Raw genomic sequence first — 16870 nt, forward strand, 5'->3', positions numbered from 1 at the left:
CCATCTACGGAGGGGGACATCCGGTAAGAATTTTTTTGCGCGATAGCGCTTGGCGCGCCAACCAGCCCGAAGAGGCTTCATTTGGAGCACCTACAGCGCTAAGGTAAAGCGTCTTTTCCTGTCGGATTTCTGCCATGGCACTTGTGCCGCCCTTCGATCTCCAGCGCTGGATCGCCGAACACCGTCACCTGCTCAAACCGCCGGTGGGCAACAAATGCATCGTCGATGGCGATTTCATCATCATGATCGTGGGTGGACCGAACGCGCGCACCGACTATCACCATGACGAAGGCCCCGAGTTCTTCTATCAGATCGAAGGCGAGATGGTGTTGAAGGTGCAGGACGATGGGCAGGCACGAGATATTCCCATTCGAGCTGGCGAGATTTTCTATTTGCCGCCGCGTGTACCCCATTCACCACAACGCATGCCCGATTCCATCGGCATGGTGATCGAGCGGCGACGCCTGAGGAACGAGAAGGATGGTCTTCTATGGTTCTGCGAACGCTGCAATAGCAAGCTTTACGAAGAATATTTCACGCTAAATGACATCGAAACCGATTTTCCGCCGGTATTCGATCGCTTCTATGCCTCTCACGATGCGCGCACCTGCAAAGTGTGCGGCCATCTCAATCCCGCGCCGGCGCGTTACGGCTAAAAGGCACTCGCCTCGCGCGTGAGCCATTTTTGCGCCATGCGGCGCAGCGACTCATCGGTGTCGCGCGCCGTAGCGAGCGTTTCTATCTGCACCCAGGCCAGCTCCAGGGATTCATCGCTGACTGCAAACGTATCGCGCACGCCCGCGCGCACGACGTAGCGCACGTCGTAATGCCAATGTCCGGACTCATTTGTCCGTTCGGGAATCCAGTGCCGATCGACATCGAAAATGTCGTACTCAATTGTAAGTCCGGGAATACCTGATTCTTCTTCAGCCTCGCGTAATGCGACAGCGGCAAGGTCGCTGTCGCCATCAGCGTGACCACCCAACTGAAGCCATCTGTTCAACTTGCGGTGATGCGTGAGCAAGACGCGCTTGCCGCTTGCATCCACAAGCCATGCCGAACCGGTGAAATGTCCCGATTCATACTCGCGATCGAAGGGATGCGAAGCGCTGGCTAGAAACGATAGACAGTCCGCCGCGTGAGCATCACCGGGGTAGCGGTGCGCGTAATCCAACAAGCTTTGTTGCAAATTCACACGATCTCTCGACATTCAAAAAATCTGACTAAAACGAATCACAGCATGGAATGCATAAAACAGCCGCGCTCTGAAGATGTTCTTCAATCGTACGCGACCGCATGGATCTCCAGCCAGCCCGTGCAAAAACTCACGCTACGCAAGTGCCATGTGGCCGCGGCAAAAATGTTGCTGGAATGGAGTGCTGACCGGCGACGCCTAGCCGCAATGCAGCTTGTACCTGCGGCCTCCGCTGGGCTATGGTTCGAGGCTTGCGTGCAGGGGTGTCCCCGAGCGGTGCTACAGGCCTTCCTACAACTAAAAGCTGCCATTCCCAGAGGGGGAGCTACATGCTGAAGAATCTTTTTGCGACGACATCCATTGCGGAATCGTCGAGCGGCTCGGGAGATATCCCCGACGGCGGCGCCCCTGGTGAAGTGACACTCAAGCGCGCGCTGACCGCTCGCCACCTTATCTTGCTGGGTATTGGCGCCATCATCGGTGCCGGTATTTTTGTAATCACCGGCCAGGCCGCGGCAGAACATGCAGGGCCGGCTGTTGTGCTGAGTTTCGTGCTCGCGGGTATCGCCTGCGCATTGGCGGCGGTTTGCTACGCAGAGTTCGCCGCCATGCTGCCTGTCTCGGGCAGCGCCTACTCTTATTCCTACGCCACGCTCGGTGAATATGTCGCCTGGTTCGTCGGCTGGAGTCTCGTACTTGAGTACCTTTTCACGGTGGCCACCGTCGCAGCTGGCTGGTCGGGTTATTTTAACAAACTACTTTTGTTGATCAGTGGCTGGATTGGTCATGACGTGTCACTACCGCAGACACTCTCCGCGGCGCCCTTTACCGTGGTGAATGGACATATCCAGGCAACGGGCATGCTGATCAACTTGCCTGCAGTAGCGATCATCGCCGCCATCGCGGGACTGTGCTACGTCGGTATCACTCAATCGGCTTTCGTCAACTCGATCATCGTCGCGATTAAGGTCACGGTGATTCTGTTGTTCATCGCGTTTGCCGCCAAGTACGTCAATCCCGATCACTGGCACCCTTTCATCCCCGCCAACGAAGGTGGTTCCAAATACGGCTGGAGTGGCGTGACTCGCGCAGCTGCCATCGTCTTCTTCTCGTACATCGGTTTTGATGCGGTTTCTACCGCAGCAGGCGAAGCCAAGAATCCGCAACGCGACATGCCGATCGGAATCCTCGGCTCGCTGATTTTGTGCACGATCCTGTACATCATCGTTTCCGCGATCATTACCGGCCTCACTGACTTCCGTCTGCTCGGCACGCCGGAACCTGTATCGACCGCACTAGACGGCTATCCTCAACTGCACTGGCTGCAGGTGATCGTTGTGATCGGTGCCGTCACAGGTTTGAGTTCGGTGATCCTCGTGATGTTGATGGGGCAGCCACGCATCTTCTACTCGATGGCGCGTGACGGTCTCATTCCCGCTTTGTTCGGCCGCATCCATCCGAAGTTCCGCACGCCACACGTCGGCACCGTAGTTGTTGGCGTAGCGGCTGCTTTGCTGGGTGGCATGTTCAACATTGGTGTACTTGGCGAAATGGTGGCCATGGGTACGCTGTTGGCCTTCGCGACGGTTTGCATCGGCGTGCTAGTTTTGCGCCGCACACGCCCAGAGCTGAAGCGAGCATTCCGCGTACCGCTTGCGGTCATCGTTTGCCCACTGGGTGCATTGGCCTGTATGTATTTGTTCATGCAGTCCTTCGTGGAACACTGGCGCTGGATGGTGACGTGGATTGTGCTGGGCCAGATCATCTATTTCGGTTACGGCTATTCGCACAGCAAGCTGCGCAAAAAGTCCGCCTGACCACGTCCAAGGGGCCGGCTTCGAGCCGGCCTTTTGCATTTATCCGAATGTTTCGATAGTTCAGCGCCTAGCACCAAGCAGGTTTACGCATGCTCAAGCAGCTTTTCGCCCGCAAGACCGATTTCTCAGAAGACGCCGATACGACGCACGGCCCCAGCCTTCGTCGCACGCTCGGCCCCTGGGGCATTACCGCACTGGGTATCGGCGCGGTAATCGGAAGCGGCATTTTCGTCGTGACGGGTCAGGCTGCTGCAGAGCACGCCGGTCCCGCCGTGTTGATCTCTTTCATTCTTGCTGCGATCTGCAGCGGCTTTACAGCGCTGTGCTATTCGGAATTCGCGACGTTGATTCCGATTTCCGGTAGTTCGTATTCGTATGCATATGCCACGCTGGGCGAAGTGGTCGCCTGGTTTATCGGCTGGAACATGGTGCTGGAATACGGCATCTCCGCTTCGGCGGTAGCGACCAGCTGGACGGGTTATTTCACCAGTTTGCTCGATAGCGTCGGCATCCATCTGCCACCTTCACTTTCTGATGCGCCCCTTGCTTATACGAACAATGGATTGGTGGCGACGGGTCACCTTATTAACCTGCCCGCGGTCGCAATCGTCCTCGCACTGACGTGGGTGTGCTACGTCGGTATTCGCGAATCCGCCGGTATCAATCTGGGCATGGTCGCGCTGAAAGTGGGCCTGATCATCCTCGTCGTGGTCGCCGGTTATCGCTATGTGAATCCGGCGAACTGGCACCCTTTCATTCCGGCCTCGCAAGGTAATCACAAGTACGGCTGGGATGGCATCCTGCGCGGCGCGGGCATGGTGTTCTTCGCCTATATCGGATTCGAGGCGACGTCGACCGCGGCGCAGGAGTGCAAGAACCCACAGCGCGACCTGCCGTTCGGTACGCTCGTGTCGCTGGTTATCTGCACAGTTTTATATCTGGCGATGGCTGCGGTACTTACCGGCCTGATTTCGTATACGCAGCTGGGTACGGACGAACCCATCGTCACGGCGATCCGGGCGCATGCAGAACTCAACTGGCTACGTCCGTGGGTCGAGGTCGGCGCGCTGATTGGATTGTCATCGGTGATCCTGGTCATGATCATCGCGCAGCCGCGCATCTTCATGATCATGTCGCGCGACGGATTGCTGCCTCCTGTGTTCAGCCGCATTCATCCCAAACATCGAACGCCGCACCTCAATACCATCATTACGGGCGTCGGCATCGCGATACTCGCGGCAATCTTTCCGCTCGACCTGCTCGCCAATCTCACGTCGATGGGTACCTTGATCGCTTTCGTCGCGGTCTGCGCAGGCGTGCTGATTCTTCGCTACACGTCACCGGAACTGCCGCGCACCTTCCGCGTGCCGTGGGCGCACTTCACCTGCATAGCAGGCGTGCTCAGCTGCCTGGCGCTACTGGCCACGATGGACTGGTTCAACTGGGCGCTAATGATCGCCTGGACAGTCATCGGGCTGGCGATTTATTTCGCCTATGGGGTTCGCCATAGTCACCTGCGTCTCGCCAATAACTCAGCACAGACCAAATAATCGTCCATCTCCAGCAAAAAGTGCCTAATTTCCTTTAATTACCAATAACGTGTTGCGAACGGCTTTCTATTGACATGAAATGATGGATCTGTAAATTTGTCATAAGTCATTGAAAAATATATATAAATAGTCGTCTCACCAGAAATTTCCAGTCGCGGTTCGCCCCTCCGAAGTCAACCGGAGTATGATCGACAGCCCGAGGGTTGATCACTTGGCAGTGGGCCCCGGATCGCGACCCGGCACGTCAGGCGAGTCAGCTCCTCAGCCTGACGTGTCCGGGTAGCACTTCTTAGCGACACCCTTTCGTTTTCATCGAGCGCCTGCACTTGTGCGGGCGTTTTCTTTTGCGCAAATAAAAGGCCGGCGCGTAGCCGGCCTGCACAAACATATGGCGTCGTGAATGCGCGTCAGGCTTTCTTAGCGGTGTGTGAGATGCACCAACCCTTCGCACTCACCGCCTTGCCGGGGAACAGCTGGCAAGGGCCGTAACCCGTCGCCGCACCTGAATAGAATTGACAATTGGCACACGTATTGCCAGCCGTGTGCTTGGGATCTTTTGTCGTTGCAGCATCTTCGACATAACCCAGCGCCTTGGCGGTGGGATCCGCTTCAGAGAGGTGCGGCAAATCGTCGGCGCGCGCTGTGCGCGGCAGTCCAGTCACCAGCGCCGCGGCGACAGCAGTGCCGGCAGCAAGCTTGAGGAAACGACGACGTGATTCGATATCTTCATGCCCAGACATAACAATCCCCATCACGGTTTGTATGCCGCTCCATTGCGGCGACTCCGCGGGCATCGTAACGCCATCAGGGCCCTAGGGGCCTGTTCGCGAATAGCTCGCATTTTCACCTTCCGCCCCCATGCTATAGTGATGCTTCGTTTGGACGTCCATTTGCCATGAGCCAAGTCTTGCCCGCCTCCATTCCCGCAGCGCTCTTTCACGAGCGAGCCGACGCTATTGCCGAAGCGGCGCGCGAGCTTGCGCAACACGGCTGGACACCTGCGACCAGCAGCAATTTCTCGATGCGTGTAGACGCCGATCACGCAGCCATCACGATCTCCGGACGCGACAAAGGCAAGCTCGGCCGTGACGACATCATGCTTGTCGATATGCAAGGCAAAGCGGTCGGCACCGAGTCGCGTCCCAGCGCGGAAACCGAATTGCATACGCAGGTGTACCGCCACTGGCCCGACATCAACGTAGTGCTGCACACGCACTCGCGCACGCAGAGTGTTGCGTCGCGTTTGTTTGCCAAAGACGGCGCGGTGAAACTGGAAGGCTGGGAATTGCAGAAGGCCATTCGCGGTCACACCACGCATGAGAGCGCGCTGGACATTCCGGTCTTTCCCAACACGCAGCACATGCCCGAACTAGTGGCGCAAGTGAATGCGTGGATCGAATCGGGCAAACCGCTGCACGCGTATTTGATCAACGGTCATGGCATCTACACCTGGGGCCACGACATGGCCGAAGCCCGGCGTCATCTCGAAGCGCTGGAATTCCTGCTTTGCTGCGAACTCGACTTGAGGAGACTGAACGCATGAGTCGCTTGCGCATTTTCGATGCGGAACAACCGCAGAACCCGTCCTCGGTACACATCGCGCATAAGGACATCGCCCGCGAACTGGGCAAAGTCGGCGTGCGATTCGAGCAGTGGGAAGCCAATCAGCCGGTCGCGCCGGGTGCCAGCCAGGAACAGGTCGTCGCTGCCTATCGTCACGATATCGATCGCCTGATGAGCGAAGAGGGTTATCAGGCGGTGGACGTGATCAGCCTGACACCGGACCACCCCGATCGCGCGGCGCTGCGCAAGAAATTCCTCAGCGAGCACACGCACAGCGAAGACGAAGTCCGCTTCTTCGTTGCGGGTGCAGGTCAGTTCACGCTGCACATCGGCGACAAGATCTACGACGTGCTTTGCGAGCAAGGCGACCTGATCGGCGTGCCGGACGGCACCCGCCACTGGTTCGATATGAGCGAGGCCCCCTACTTCGTGGCCATCCGCCTGTTCACGAACAAGGAAGGCTGGGTCGCGAACTTCACCGGTTCCGATATCGCGGACCACTTCCCGCGCATGACGCCCCTGGCCACGGCAGCCTGAATCCCGGCTGCCTGTTTCAGCCTATTTTTTCAATCGTTTATGACGTTCGTCGCTTGCGCGTTCCCGGAGGCGGGTTAAGCTTGAGAGCCTGATGCCTCAGCTACGCCCATGACCGCCATTCGCGCCATCGTCACCGATATCGAAGGAACCACCAGCTCGATCAGCTTCGTCAAGGACGTGCTGTTTCCGTATGCGCGTAAGCGCCTGCCCGCGTTTATCGAAACCCACGCCGACCAAGCCGAGGTGCAACATTGGCTGCATGAAGCCGCCAAGGAAGCAGGTCTGATCGAAGCGAGCCGCCAGGAAGTCATCGAGCTGCTGGTGCGCTGGATCGACGAAGACCGCAAATCGACCGCACTGAAAGCCCTCCAGGGCATGATCTGGAAAGAAGGCTACGAAGCCGGCGAATACCGCGCGCATGTCTATCCGGAAGTGGCGTCGCGTCTGCATGCATGGCGCGGCGAAGGCTTGCACCTTTACGTGTACTCCTCCGGCTCGGTACCCGCGCAGAAGCTGCTTTTCCGTTACAGCGAGTCCGGCGATCTGACTCCTGTCTTTGCCGGATACTTCGATACGGAAACCGGTCCGAAACGGGAAACGATCTCGTATCAGCGCATCGTCGAGGCCATCGGCGAGCGCCCCGAACATGTGCTGTTTCTGTCCGACATCGTGGAAGAGCTGGACGCCGCCAAGGCCGCCGGCCTGCAAACCGGCTGGCTGGTGCGCGCGCCGCTAACCGTTCCCGCACAACCCACGCATCCTGCCTACACCACGTTCGACGCCATCCAACCCTGACTCACGTCGCGAGTTTACGCATGCGCACTGTATTGACTGCCCTGCTCGCTTTCGCCGCTGGCGTCCTGCTAATGGTGTTGGTTGGGCATTCGGCTTCGCATCGCGTGGCGACGGCGAGTGTGGCAAGCAGCGCTTCTTCGCCGGCCAATGCAAGTTCCAGCACCGATTCCGATGACAGCGATGCCGACGACAACTGGCCAAGCCAAGGACCGTCACCGGAACAAGTGGTGTACGCGCAACCGAACATGGTGCATCAGGCGCTCACGCAGCTCAGCCCTCGAGTCCCCGGCAAGACCAATCTCTATCTGGTGACCTTTGCAGGTGACGGTGGCGAGGATGTGTTCCGTAACGAGGCGGAGTACGCCGCGCAGTTGTTCACGAAACGCTTCGGTCCCACCGCGCATGCGCTGGTCCTCGAAAACAACCCCACCACGTTGCAATCACACCCGCTCGCAGATTGGAGCAATCTTGAAAGCACGCTGGATGGTGTGGCCAGCGCGATGAAACCGGATGAGGACGTCCTGGTTCTCTACATGACCTCGCACGGCGATGAGGACCACAATCTGCTTGTCGATATGGACCCCATCCCACTCGATCAGATCGGTGCGCCGGATCTTGCCGGCATTCTCAAGAAGCGCCCTTTCAAGTGGAAAGTGGTTATCGTCAATGCATGTTATTCGGGTGGTTTTGTGCCCGATTTGCGTGCCCCGGGTACGCTCGTGCTCACGGCAGCGCGCGCAGATCGCAGCTCTTTCGGCTGTGGCAGCGACTCCGACATGACTTATTTCGGCAAGGCTTGGCTGGTGGATGCGCTGAACAAGACCGACAACTTCGTCGATGCGTTCCAATTGGCCAAGAACGATATTGCCGGGTGGGAGAACGAAGACAAACTCACACCGTCCGAACCGCAGATCGATATGGGCAGTGGCATCGCGCAGCAACTCGCTTTGTGGCGCAAGGACATTACGCCCGGCCCTGCCGTGCCGTTCACACCGCCACCACCATCCGCTAGCAGCGCACCTGACGTCGCCCGATGAAGTAGATCACACATCAGGAATGGCGTTTGATCAGCACCTGTGTGACATCGGCCAAACCGAAGCCACGCGCGCGCAGCAACACTGTCAAGTGAAAAACGAGATCAGCGGCTTCGCCCAATAGGTCATCATCACCCTGGGTGACGGCAGCAAGCGCTGTCTCCACACCCTCTTCGCCAACCTTTTGCGCAATGCGACGCGTACCGCCACTGAACAATCGCGTCGTGTAACTACCTTCGGGCAGCTCCGCTTTTCTGCTCGCCACCAAGGCATCGAGTTCAGCCAGAAAGCCCAAAGGCGGCCGCGCTGTATCGCCGAAGCAGCTGCTGGTGCCCAAATGGCACGTCGGTCCTTGCGGATCGGCTTGCACCAGTACCGTATCGGCGTCGCAATCTGCCCGAATGGATTTCACCAGCAATACGTGGCCCGAACTTTCTCCCTTGGTCCACAAGCGTTGCTTGCTTCGACTGTAAAAGGTGACGTGACCGCTGACCTGCGTCCGTGAAAGCGCCTGGGCATTCATATAGCCAAGCATCAGCACTTCGCCAGTCAAATAGTGCTGCACGATGGCAGGCAGCAGTCCATTTGATTTGGTCCAATCAAGCTGATCGACGTCGAGCTTTGTGACACTCATAACTGAGCCTCCTGCACGCGAACGGTAACGCCCTGCTCGTGCAGGTAGCGCTTCAGATCCGGCACGGCGATCGCGCCGCTATGAAAAACACTGGCTGCCAATGCACCATCGACATGTGCTTCCGTGAAGGCGTCACGGAAATGTTCGACGGCACCTGCACCACCCGATGCAATAAGCGGCACGCGGCAAATGGCGCGCACCTTCTTCAACTGTTCGAGGTCGTAACCCCTACGCACACCATCGCTATCCATGCAATTGAGAACAATTTCGCCCGCACCATGTCGTTGCGCTTCCAATACCCAGTCGAGCGTACGGCGCATCAGCGATCGCGTCTTGGAAGGATCGCCCGTGTACTGACGCACTCGCCATTCGCCATCCGCATCGCGCAGGGAATCGATGCCCACCACCACGCACTGCACACCAAATGCAGCAGCCAGTTCATCGATCAACTCGGGACGCTCAAGAGCGGGTGAGTTGACAGAAATTTTATCTGCACCAGCGTGCAAGACATCGCGCGCTTCGCCGACGGAGCGGATACCTCCAGCCACGCAAAATGGGATATCGATGACACGCGCGACACGCTCTACCCAGGCTCGGTCGACACTTCGGCCCTCCGGACTGGCCGTAATGTCGTAGAACACCAACTCGTCGGCGCCTTCGTCGCGATAACGTAAAGCCAGATCGACGATCTCGCCCATCACAACGTGATCGCGAAAACGCACGCCCTTGACGACCTGGCCATCGCGTACATCCAGACAGGGAATGATGCGGCGACTCAGCATGCCAGCGCGCCGTCCAGCGTAAAACGCCCTTCCAGCAGCGCACGTCCCAGAATCACGCCACGTGCCCCGGCATTGCGTGCAGCACGAATATCCTCCAGCGATCTCACACCGCCTGATGCTTGCACGGCAAGTTTCGGCGCGACTTGGTTCAAGTGCCGATACAGATCGATATTGAAGCCCGCAAGCATGCCGTCGCGGTCGATATCGGTGCAAAGCAAGTGACGCGCGCCTTTTTCGGCGTACCACGGGGCGAGTTCATCCAACGTACGGGTCTCTTCTTCTGTCCAGCCTGCACTCGGCAGACTCCAGTAGCCGTCACGCCAGCGTGTGTCCAGTGCGATGGTGAAACGGTCGGCGCCGTGGCGATTCATCCATGCTGCCACGCTCTTCGGATCACGAATCGCAACACTGCCTACGACAACACGCGTGACGCCGGCAGCAAACAATCGAAGCACATTTTCCTCGCTGCGCACGCCGCCACCGGCCTGAACATGCATGCCCGCTTTGGCCATGGCCTCGATCACAGCGAGATTGGACAAATCACCGGCACGCGCACCATCAAGATCCACGATATGCAACCAGCGTGCCCCAGCATTGGCGTAGCGCGCCGCGAGGTCTCGCGGATCGGAGTCGTAACGCGTTTCCTGCGCATAGTCGCCTTGCCGAAGACGGACGACCTGACCGCCGCGCAAGTCGATAGCGGGTATCACTTCGAAATTCATAGTTCTAGAAAATTCTTCAATAACTTCGCGCCCACGCTTGCCGAACGCTCCGGATGGAACTGCATCCCGTGAAAATTTCGATGGGCGATAATGGATGAAAAACCGTCACCGTAGTCCGTGCTCGCCAGCGTGTACGTGCCGAGTGGAACGGCGTAGCTGTGCACGAAATACGCCCAATCGCCGTCGTCCATCTGCTTGATCAAGGGATGCGCTTCGACGGCAGACAATCGGTTCCATCCCATATGCGGAACACACTGACCTGGCGCTTCCTTAAAGCGATAAACGCTTGCGGGGATAACACCCAGGCATGACGTGTCGCTCTCTTCCGAGTGCTCGCATAGCAGTTGCATGCCAAGGCATACACCCAGTACGGGCTGACTCAACGACCGGATGACATCGACAAGCTGCAATTCCTGCAATCGCGCCATGCCAGGACCCGCTGCGCCAACACCAGGCAATATGACTTTATCGGCGGCACGTATCTCATCGGCATCCGACGTCAATTCGGCATCGACGCCAAGACGCTGCAACGCATAACGCACCGATCCTATGTTGGTGCCTCCGGCATCGACGAGCACCACGCTCATTACAGCGCACCTTTTGTGCTTGGCAATTCATCACCTTCACGGCGAATGGCTTGGCGCAACACACGCGCTGTCGCCTTGAAGCACCCTTCCACCATGTGATGCGCATTTTCGCCCTTCACAGTCAGGTGGAGATTGGCGCCAAGCGTGTCGCACAGCGAACGGAAAAAGTGCGGCACCAGTTCGGTCGGCACATCGCCCACGCGTTCGCGGGGAAATTGTCCATCGAAAACAAAGTAAGGGCGACCAGATAGATCCAGTGCCGCGCTCGCCTGCGACTCATCCATCGGCAATGTGAACCCGTAGCGTGCAATACCGCGCTTATCGCCCAACGCCTGACGCAGTGCCTGTCCCAACGCCAGGGCGCTATCTTCCATGGTGTGGTGCTCGTCGACTTTGGTGTCGCCTTCGCATATGAGTTGTAGCGCAAAGCCGCCGTGTTTGCCGATCTGCTCGAGCATGTGATCAAAGAAGCCCAAGCCGGTATGGATGATAGGATCCGCCTGACGATCCAGGTCGACGCGCACCTTGATGCGTGTTTCCTTGGTATTGCGAGCGATTTCGGCCACACGTGGACGGTCGAGCAATTGATGCGCTATCTCATCCCAGCCAATGCCTTTGGGCCCGACACGAAAACCGTGCACACCCATATTGGCGGCAAACTGCAAGTCGGTCTCTCGATCGCCAACCATCGCGGAATCGGCGCGGATCCAGCCGTCATCCGCCAGATACTCGCGCATCATGCCGACACCGGGTTTGCGTGTATCCAGGCCATCGTGCGGAAAACTGCGATCGATTAGCACTTCGCGGAAATGCACGCCCTGCGATGAGAAGATACGCATGAGCAGATCGTGCGGCCCGTCGAAGCTAGCTTGTGGAAAACGTTCGGTGCCCAAACCATCCTGATTCGTGACCATCACCAGCTCGTAGCCGGCTGCCACGATGCGCTGCAATGCAGCGATTACGCCAGGAAGCAGCGAAAGCTTTTCATAGCTGTCGATCTGCTCATCGGCCGGCTCATCGATAAGACAGCCATCTCTGTCCACAAAGAGAATTTTTCGGCTCATTGCTTTTCTCCACCCAGCACGGTGAGCACGCGTGCATTTTCTTCTGGTGTGCCAATCGTGATGCGTAAAGCATCTTTCAAGTTTGGATACCGGCGAATATCGCGCACCACAATGCCTGCCATAAGCAATCGTTGATAGACCGTACCGGCATCATCGAAGCGCACAGCGAGAAAGTTGGCGTCCGACGGCAGCACTTCGCGAACGCCGGAAATACGCGCCAAGGCCGCGCGCATGATTTCTCGCTGTTCTCGCACAATGACTATGTTATCGCGCGCAGCCGCCTGTCCCGATGCCGATAGTTCCGACATTGCCGCAGATACGCACGGCAACGGTAGCGGATACGGCGGCATGATCCGGCGTATCAATGCGATGACATCCGGGCTTGCCAGCAAGCTACCCACGCGGGCTCCAGCTAGCGCCCACGCCTTGGATAACGTTCTCAGTACCGCGACATGATCGTAGATATTGATCAGGTCGACCGCGCTGTGCTGATCGGAAAATTCGATATACGCTTCATCGATAACAAGGAGTGCCTTGCCAATCAGGGCATTCGCAAGGTACTCGATATCGGAGCGAACTATGGATTTGCCGCTTGGATTGTTCGGCGTACATAGAAACACCAGTTTTACTGCAGGAGTTATCGCAGCGATCAGCCTGTCGACGTTCAGGCTGAAATCGTCAGCCAAAGGTACCTCGATCACTGCGGCGTTCTGGATACGCGCACAGACAGCGTACATACCGAAGGTTGGCGGCTGAATCAGAATGGCATCTTGCCCGGCGCGACAGAACGCGCGCACAAGCAGATCGATCGCCTCATCACTACCGCGACCCACAAACAACTGTTCAAACCGCGCGCCATAGAGCGTCGCCAATGCCTGGAGCAGCCCTTCCGGTTGCGGATCGGGGTAACGATTGCAGCCCAATCCCACATCGCCCGCGGGTGGCCACGCCGACTCGTTGGCGTTAAGCATGATCTGCCCATTCCCCGCTTCCATACGTGCCGAGGAGTAAGGCTGCAAGATGCGTATTTCCGGTCTGGCCAGATCCAACACGCTCATAAGCGAACCCCGAGCGCCGCCAAACGCAGCGTGACGGCACGACGGTGCGCCTCTAATTGCTCAGCGGCGGCCAACGTCGCCGCGCACGGTCCGATGGCGCGCAAGCCGTTGGGGTCCAGCTCCTGCACCGTGATCTGCTTTTGATAACTGGCCACCGAGACACCGCTGTAACTACGTGCATGACCGTAGGTCGGCAATACGTGATTGCTTCCACTGCAATAGTCACCGACGGATTCGGGTGTCCATGCACCGACAAACACCGAGCCTGCGCTTTCGACACGTTCCAGCAAATCACGCGCGGCGTTCACCTGCAGAATCAAATGTTCAGGCGCATACCGGTTGCTGACGTCGACGGCCTGCGCAAGTGAATCAACCTCGATGAGGCGACTTTGCTCCAACGCACGCTCGGCAATAGCTCCGCGCGGTAATTCCGCGCACTGTCGTGCCACCTCTGCGGATACCTTGTCGATCAACGTAGCAGAAGGACTCACAAGTATGACCTGGGAATCCGGACCATGCTCCGCTTGTGATAGCAAATCGGCGGCGACGAAAACAGGATTAGCTTCAGCCTCCGCAATCACCAGCACTTCCGACGGACCGGCCGGCATATCGATAGCGGCACCAACCGGATCGGCGGATACCTGCAATTTCGCTTCGGTCACCCATGCGTTGCCTGGACCGAACAGCTTGTCGCAACGTGGCACGCTTTCCGTACCGTAGGCCATGGCGGCAATGGCTTGTGCCCCGCCGAGTTTGAAGACGCGATGGACGCCAACCATGCGCGCAACGACCAGCACCGCTTCGTCGCAGGTTCCATCAGGACGTGCTGGCGAGCACAGAACAATTTCGCGACAACCCGCAATGTGTGCGGGAACACCCAGCATAAGTGCCGTCGAAGGTAATGGCGCGCTGCCGGCTGGTACGTATAGACCCACGCGGCCAATCGGACGCAATACGCGTTCCACTCTGACGCCAGTGGCCGTGTTCACGGAAACGGGTTGCGGAGCACAGGCACGATGAAACGATTCGATGCGAGCCGCCGCCTCGCGAATCGCTGTTTTTAACTCCGGGTCTAACTTCGCCTCGGCGGCAACAAATTCTGCTTCGGTGACTTCAATCGCATCGAGAGTGCAACGGTCATAGCGCGCGGAAAACTCTCGCAATGCGGCGTCACCGTTAATACGTACTTCGGCAATGATTTTTTCGACACCTCGCCGCAATTCATCTGCGCGGGATTGTGCGGGCCGTGCCAGTGCATCGCGACGTGCGGTTTCGTCCAGGGTATTCCAGGTGATGCGTTTCATATGAATCAGCTCACGCCAACATTTTTTCGACCGGCAACACGAACATCTCTCGTGCACCGGCTTTTTTGATTTCTTCCAACTGACGCCAGCTCACTTCGCCTGCGCATAGGGCTTGCAACATCAACTGATCGGGTTGCCCTGCAACGGGGAGCAGCGTCGGCTGGGGACCGCCTGGCAACAGTCGCGTGACGGCATCGAGTGACGTGCGTGAGGTTTGCAACAACAAGAGACGCGATTCGCGGACTTGAATCACACCATCGAGGCGCTTGAGCAAGAGCTCGATCATGTCGCCGCGCTCATCCGTCGGTAGCGCATCAGGCCCAGCGAGCACCGCCTCGCTTTCTAATAACACCTCGGTCTCGCGCAATTGATTGGCGACCAAGGTGCCCCCGCTTTGCACAAGATCGCAGATGGCATCGGCGGTGCCCAACTTGGGGGCGATCTCTACGGAACCGGCTAACGTGACGACAGTGGCGTTCACATCCTGAGCTTTAAGCCATTCGCTGAGCAGGCCGGGATACGAGGTCGCGATACGTTGCCCACCCAGATCGCTCGGTTCCCGATACTCGATTTCCTGCGGCACAGCGATCGACAGGCGGCAACGGCCAAAACCCAACGGACGCCATTCGGCAAGCGCAGCAGCATCTGCATCCGCCCCCCGGCGATACTCGTTCAGCACATTGCGACCGACAATCCCGAGATCGCACACGCCCTGCGAGATCAGTCCCGGAATATCGTCATCGCGAACCAGCAACAGATCGACCGGCTCGCCTTCGCCGAAGCAGAACAACTTGTCGCGACTCTGACGAAACGTCAGTCCGCAGCGTTTGAGCAAGTCCAGCGCAGGCTCGGTCAGCCGCCCGGACTTCTGCATGGCAATCCGCAAACGATCCCGCTGCTTCATGCTCGGGCCCTTTTGGCCGCGGCGCGGCTTCGTGCGGCGCGTGCTGCGGCAGCAAGATAACCGCCGCTACCCTGATTCAGATAGCGCGCCACACGCCCGATGGTCGTAATGCTGACCGCGGTTCGCTCGTGAATTTCACGATATGACACACCTTCGAGCAGATAGGGCACCACCCGCCAGCGGTCCACTAGCACTTCCAGCTCGGCCGGCGTGCACAGGTCGTTGAGGAAAGCGTCCATCTCCTCCTCGTTTTTCAACGAGAGCAACGCACGACACAAACTGGCCTTGGCGGATTCATCAGGAGTCTCGGGATCGATCGATCGGCGCTTCATAATGTACTAATGCGTTAATACGATGAATGGAATAATACGCGACAAACAAGGCATTCACAACCCCGCCGCCTGAACCGAAGAAATTCCCCAAAGAGCAAGAACTTACCAACGGACGGACGATACTTTCTGTCATCCAAGGAAAGGGTGATGCGTTCTGACGCCAAAGCTGATCCCCTGGCAAACCCCAACCGACGGCCAGCGTCGCGGTTAGGTCAGCCGAACGACTTGAGACCCTTGGACAAAATCCGATGAGTGCTTTGCGCAACGTGATAACCATTCGCCGTGCGGCTTACCTGATGGCTATCGCCGTTCTCGTCTTCACCGGCGTATGCGCCGCTGCACAGTTCTGGCGCACCGATCTGAACTTCATACGGACCCCACTGAGTACCTATCTTCGGGGCCCCGGTGGTGTCTACGTTCGTTCCGTGTATTACCTGATGGCCGCCGCGCTGCTGGCATTTGCCTGGGCCGTCCATGAGGCAACCTTGCGAACGCGACGCAGCCTGCTCGCCTCCTTGCTTTTTGCTGGCGCGGGGCTGATTTTGCCAATCGTGGCAGCGTCCGAATTATTTTCCGATACGCCGTACCACGCGCTGGCAAAGATCATTCACCGTTCGACCACACTCGCAACGTTCCTGTGGCTGAGCTTCGGCATGGTGTTGCTTTCGAGCCGCTGGCTGCGTGATCAGCGCATGAAAGAAGGAAGTCGCTTCGGCCTAGTACTCGCGTGGCTGGCGACATTCGTGCTGTGGTTTCAGGTGCTGGTATCCATCTTTCCCAATGGACTGATGGAAAAGCTGGCGATTGCGTTGATACTGATCTGGTTGGGCTGGGCCTCGCGCCATTTGTTGCGCGCTACCCAGCCGGAGTGAATCAGCGCATTAGGATTGAGAACGCGCGCTTCTGGACGAGTTCGCAGACGGTCCGCACATCGCCATCCATCGCGCGGTCGCGATGCATGAAACTGACGTGCCCACGCAACGCATCGTGCG

19 protein-coding genes are annotated in these 16870 nt (G+C 58.1%); 8 read left to right on the top strand and 11 right to left on the bottom strand.

The window, feature by feature from the left end; all coding sequences use genetic code 11:
* Nucleotides 1-134 precede the first annotated feature (134 nt).
* Entirely contained in the window at nucleotides 135-656 is a 522-nt protein-coding gene (locus tag VK725_RS18475) for a 3-hydroxyanthranilate 3,4-dioxygenase (protein WP_325319530.1), read from the top strand.
* Here VK725_RS18475 and VK725_RS18480 read toward each other — a convergent pair.
* Nucleotides 653-1195 (bottom strand): NUDIX hydrolase, encoded by a 543-nt coding sequence (locus VK725_RS18480; protein WP_325319531.1) that lies wholly within the window; start codon nucleotides 1193-1195, stop codon nucleotides 653-655. The two genes, VK725_RS18475 and VK725_RS18480, sit on opposite strands and share 4 nt — an antisense overlap.
* A gap of 329 nt (nucleotides 1196-1524) precedes the next feature.
* On the opposite strand from VK725_RS18480, the gene VK725_RS18485 reads away from it, so the two are divergent.
* The gene (locus tag VK725_RS18485; protein ID WP_325319532.1) at nucleotides 1525-3012 is read left to right on the top strand and encodes an amino acid permease; all 1488 of its coding nucleotides are present in this window, start codon (nucleotides 1525-1527) and stop codon (nucleotides 3010-3012) included.
* Nucleotides 3013-3101: 89 nt separating this feature from the next.
* Nucleotides 3102-4562, top strand: a complete 1461-nt coding sequence (locus VK725_RS18490; protein ID WP_325319533.1) for an amino acid permease — start codon at nucleotides 3102-3104, stop codon at nucleotides 4560-4562.
* A gap of 407 nt (nucleotides 4563-4969) precedes the next feature.
* Here the strand turns inward: VK725_RS18490 and VK725_RS18495 are convergent, their stop codons facing one another.
* On the bottom strand, nucleotides 4970-5302 hold the full coding sequence (locus VK725_RS18495; RefSeq protein WP_325319534.1) for a high-potential iron-sulfur protein: 333 nt from the start codon (nucleotides 5300-5302) through the stop codon (nucleotides 4970-4972).
* A gap of 155 nt (nucleotides 5303-5457) precedes the next feature.
* Between VK725_RS18495 and VK725_RS18500 the strand changes: the two genes are divergently transcribed.
* From VK725_RS18500 to VK725_RS18515, 4 genes are all read left to right on the top strand, one after another.
* Nucleotides 5458-6105 (top strand): methylthioribulose 1-phosphate dehydratase, encoded by a 648-nt coding sequence (locus tag VK725_RS18500; protein ID WP_325319535.1) that lies wholly within the window; start codon nucleotides 5458-5460, stop codon nucleotides 6103-6105.
* Entirely contained in the window at nucleotides 6102-6662 is a 561-nt protein-coding gene (locus tag VK725_RS18505; RefSeq protein ID WP_325319536.1) for an acireductone dioxygenase, read from the top strand. The genes VK725_RS18500 and VK725_RS18505 overlap by 4 nt, the downstream gene beginning before the upstream one ends.
* A 108-nt stretch (nucleotides 6663-6770) precedes the next feature.
* On the top strand, nucleotides 6771-7457 hold the full coding sequence (mtnC, locus tag VK725_RS18510; RefSeq protein ID WP_325319537.1) for an acireductone synthase: 687 nt from the start codon (nucleotides 6771-6773) through the stop codon (nucleotides 7455-7457).
* A gap of 20 nt (nucleotides 7458-7477) precedes the next feature.
* Nucleotides 7478-8494: a C13 family peptidase gene (locus VK725_RS18515; RefSeq protein WP_325319538.1), complete on the top strand. Its 1017-nt coding sequence runs from the start codon at nucleotides 7478-7480 to the stop codon at nucleotides 8492-8494.
* Between the two features lie 13 nt (nucleotides 8495-8507).
* Here the strand turns inward: VK725_RS18515 and hisIE are convergent, their stop codons facing one another.
* Genes hisIE through VK725_RS18560 form a run of 9 tightly spaced genes read right to left on the bottom strand, consistent with a single transcriptional unit; the run spans nucleotide 8508 to nucleotide 15878 of the window.
* Nucleotides 8508-9125, bottom strand: coding sequence for a bifunctional phosphoribosyl-AMP cyclohydrolase/phosphoribosyl-ATP diphosphatase HisIE (hisIE, locus tag VK725_RS18520; protein ID WP_325319539.1), 618 nt, complete (start codon nucleotides 9123-9125; stop codon nucleotides 8508-8510).
* A complete protein-coding gene (gene hisF, locus VK725_RS18525; RefSeq protein WP_325319540.1) occupies nucleotides 9122-9907 on the bottom strand; it encodes an imidazole glycerol phosphate synthase subunit HisF in 786 nt (261 codons plus the stop codon). The genes hisIE and hisF overlap by 4 nt, the downstream gene beginning before the upstream one ends.
* The gene (hisA, locus tag VK725_RS18530; protein ID WP_325319541.1) at nucleotides 9901-10629 is read right to left on the bottom strand and encodes a 1-(5-phosphoribosyl)-5-[(5-phosphoribosylamino)methylideneamino]imidazole-4-carboxamide isomerase; all 729 of its coding nucleotides are present in this window, start codon (nucleotides 10627-10629) and stop codon (nucleotides 9901-9903) included. Before hisA ends, hisF begins: the two co-directional genes overlap by 7 nt.
* Nucleotides 10626-11216 (bottom strand): imidazole glycerol phosphate synthase subunit HisH, encoded by a 591-nt coding sequence (gene hisH, locus VK725_RS18535; RefSeq protein WP_325319542.1) that lies wholly within the window; start codon nucleotides 11214-11216, stop codon nucleotides 10626-10628. Before hisH ends, hisA begins: the two co-directional genes overlap by 4 nt.
* The gene (hisB, locus tag VK725_RS18540) at nucleotides 11216-12280 is read right to left on the bottom strand and encodes a bifunctional histidinol-phosphatase/imidazoleglycerol-phosphate dehydratase HisB (protein ID WP_325319543.1); all 1065 of its coding nucleotides are present in this window, start codon (nucleotides 12278-12280) and stop codon (nucleotides 11216-11218) included. Before hisB ends, hisH begins: the two co-directional genes overlap by 1 nt.
* The gene (gene hisC / locus VK725_RS18545; RefSeq protein WP_325319544.1) at nucleotides 12277-13338 is read right to left on the bottom strand and encodes a histidinol-phosphate transaminase; all 1062 of its coding nucleotides are present in this window, start codon (nucleotides 13336-13338) and stop codon (nucleotides 12277-12279) included. Before hisC ends, hisB begins: the two co-directional genes overlap by 4 nt.
* Nucleotides 13335-14642, bottom strand: coding sequence for a histidinol dehydrogenase (gene hisD / locus VK725_RS18550; protein WP_325319545.1), 1308 nt, complete (start codon nucleotides 14640-14642; stop codon nucleotides 13335-13337). Before hisD ends, hisC begins: the two co-directional genes overlap by 4 nt.
* A 10-nt stretch (nucleotides 14643-14652) precedes the next feature.
* Nucleotides 14653-15546: an ATP phosphoribosyltransferase gene (gene hisG, locus VK725_RS18555; RefSeq protein ID WP_325319546.1), complete on the bottom strand. Its 894-nt coding sequence runs from the start codon at nucleotides 15544-15546 to the stop codon at nucleotides 14653-14655.
* A complete protein-coding gene (locus VK725_RS18560) occupies nucleotides 15543-15878 on the bottom strand; it encodes a YerC/YecD family TrpR-related protein (protein WP_325319547.1) in 336 nt (111 codons plus the stop codon). Before VK725_RS18560 ends, hisG begins: the two co-directional genes overlap by 4 nt.
* Before the next feature lie 248 nt (nucleotides 15879-16126).
* Between VK725_RS18560 and VK725_RS18565 the strand changes: the two genes are divergently transcribed.
* Nucleotides 16127-16750 carry a DUF998 domain-containing protein gene (locus VK725_RS18565; protein ID WP_325319548.1) on the top strand — a complete coding sequence of 208 codons (624 nt, stop codon included), beginning with the start codon at nucleotides 16127-16129 and terminating at the stop codon, nucleotides 16748-16750.
* Nucleotides 16751-16870: the final 120 nt, after the last annotated feature.

The organism is Dyella sp. (genome assembly GCF_035486915.1).
Classification (GTDB): domain Bacteria; phylum Pseudomonadota; class Gammaproteobacteria; order Xanthomonadales; family Rhodanobacteraceae; genus Dyella_B.

What these genes read in the sequence shown, in the direction of transcription:
- hisIE (WP_325319539.1), bottom strand. Translation starts at nt 9,125, where the DNA reads ATGAGTGTCACAAAGCTCGACGTCGATCAGCTTGATTGGACCAAATCA.
- VK725_RS18560 (WP_325319547.1), bottom strand. Translation starts at nt 15,878, where the DNA reads ATGAAGCGCCGATCGATCGATCCCGAGACTCCTGATGAATCCGCCAAG.
- hisC (WP_325319544.1), bottom strand. Translation starts at nt 13,338, where the DNA reads ATGAGCGTGTTGGATCTGGCCAGACCGGAAATACGCATCTTGCAGCCT.
- hisB (WP_325319543.1), bottom strand. Translation starts at nt 12,280, where the DNA reads ATGAGCCGAAAAATTCTCTTTGTGGACAGAGATGGCTGTCTTATCGAT.
- hisD (WP_325319545.1), bottom strand. Translation starts at nt 14,642, where the DNA reads ATGAAACGCATCACCTGGAATACCCTGGACGAAACCGCACGTCGCGAT.
- hisF (WP_325319540.1), bottom strand. Translation starts at nt 9,907, where the DNA reads ATGCTGAGTCGCCGCATCATTCCCTGTCTGGATGTACGCGATGGCCAG.
- hisH (WP_325319542.1), bottom strand. Translation starts at nt 11,216, where the DNA reads ATGAGCGTGGTGCTCGTCGATGCCGGAGGCACCAACATAGGATCGGTG.
- VK725_RS18500 (WP_325319535.1), top strand. Translation starts at nt 5,458, where the DNA reads ATGAGCCAAGTCTTGCCCGCCTCCATTCCCGCAGCGCTCTTTCACGAG.
- VK725_RS18515 (WP_325319538.1), top strand. Translation starts at nt 7,478, where the DNA reads ATGCGCACTGTATTGACTGCCCTGCTCGCTTTCGCCGCTGGCGTCCTG.
- VK725_RS18565 (WP_325319548.1), top strand. Translation starts at nt 16,127, where the DNA reads ATGAGTGCTTTGCGCAACGTGATAACCATTCGCCGTGCGGCTTACCTG.
- VK725_RS18475 (WP_325319530.1), top strand. Translation starts at nt 135, where the DNA reads ATGGCACTTGTGCCGCCCTTCGATCTCCAGCGCTGGATCGCCGAACAC.
- hisA (WP_325319541.1), bottom strand. Translation starts at nt 10,629, where the DNA reads ATGAATTTCGAAGTGATACCCGCTATCGACTTGCGCGGCGGTCAGGTC.
- VK725_RS18485 (WP_325319532.1), top strand. Translation starts at nt 1,525, where the DNA reads ATGCTGAAGAATCTTTTTGCGACGACATCCATTGCGGAATCGTCGAGC.
- mtnC (WP_325319537.1), top strand. Translation starts at nt 6,771, where the DNA reads ATGACCGCCATTCGCGCCATCGTCACCGATATCGAAGGAACCACCAGC.
- VK725_RS18490 (WP_325319533.1), top strand. Translation starts at nt 3,102, where the DNA reads ATGCTCAAGCAGCTTTTCGCCCGCAAGACCGATTTCTCAGAAGACGCC.
- VK725_RS18505 (WP_325319536.1), top strand. Translation starts at nt 6,102, where the DNA reads ATGAGTCGCTTGCGCATTTTCGATGCGGAACAACCGCAGAACCCGTCC.
- hisG (WP_325319546.1), bottom strand. Translation starts at nt 15,546, where the DNA reads ATGAAGCAGCGGGATCGTTTGCGGATTGCCATGCAGAAGTCCGGGCGG.
- VK725_RS18495 (WP_325319534.1), bottom strand. Translation starts at nt 5,302, where the DNA reads ATGTCTGGGCATGAAGATATCGAATCACGTCGTCGTTTCCTCAAGCTT.